The sequence below is a fragment of the Oleiphilus sp. HI0061 genome (genome assembly GCF_001635675.1).
The window spans coordinates 1-868 of record NZ_LWFE01000238.1; the positions used below are offsets into that span (position 1 = coordinate 1).

The window sequence follows — 868 nt, forward strand, 5'->3', positions numbered from 1 at the left end:
ACTTACCACAATTAGGGTTGCCACCCAGAGCGATGGTTAACATAGGCTTAGGCCTCTGAAGCTGCTAGCAAGGAGAAACTTTAAGATGACGGGCAATACTATCGCCCAAGGCGATTCTCGTTCCACGATTTGCGAGAACCAAACCGTGTCGGCGACGTTGGAGCAAGCAGACCTCACTACCCACACGCAAACCAAGCCCTATCATTTTTCTGGCAAGGCTTTTACCGCCACTGATCTGTGTAATGGTTGCGTTCTGACCTTCTGATAATCGATCCATACTTAAGCTTTGCGTCATCAAGATTCACCTCACAAACAATAATAGGAATGATTCGTATCTAAAGGCTATCAATAGAACTTAATGAATACCATTGAAGCTTAATAGGAATCAATCTCGTTTGACTTAGATCAATTATTGGCAAGCTTAGGCTGATAAGAGTAGGTAATGACTTACCTCCTATTGGTTATAAAAGAGAGAGCGAAAATTTTCTCAACCCTTTTCCCAATTGAGGTTAGAATAGAAGCTCTAAACCAAAACCGAAGCACTCTATGAGAACCGTCAAAGATTTCCACTTCGTTAAACGCTTACTCAAAACGCTTTATATCAAAGATATCGTAATAGCGAAGTCCTCTGAAGACCTTGATACGATTCTGGCTCAGGAGCCGCGTTTAATTATCGCGCTAAATCATGGGCCGATGATGGGTGCGCTGGCAGGTTTGGTTGGCCTGGCAGATTCCATGCAAAAGCATGGTGGAGAGAAGCGTTCGCCCTTCGGTATCACCTGGCGAAAGTTTTACGAGCTGCCCATCGCGAAACAATTACTTAGCTTTCTCACGCAGATTAACCACGGAGTAGGTTTTGATGAAGCCT

At 44.2% G+C, this 868-nt stretch carries 2 protein-coding genes; one reads left to right on the forward strand and one right to left on the reverse strand.

Annotated features, from left to right (window positions below; all coding sequences use genetic code 11):
* Positions 1–64 precede the first annotated feature (64 nt).
* A complete protein-coding gene (locus tag A3735_RS02975; RefSeq protein ID WP_068506854.1) occupies positions 65–295 on the reverse strand; it encodes a FeoA family protein in 231 nt (76 codons plus the stop codon).
* Between the two features lie 251 nt (positions 296–546).
* Here A3735_RS02975 and A3735_RS02980 point away from each other — a divergent pair.
* Positions 547–868, forward strand: a 322-nt coding sequence (locus tag A3735_RS02980; protein WP_156499356.1) for a hypothetical protein, incomplete at its 3' end; no start/stop codon positions are given.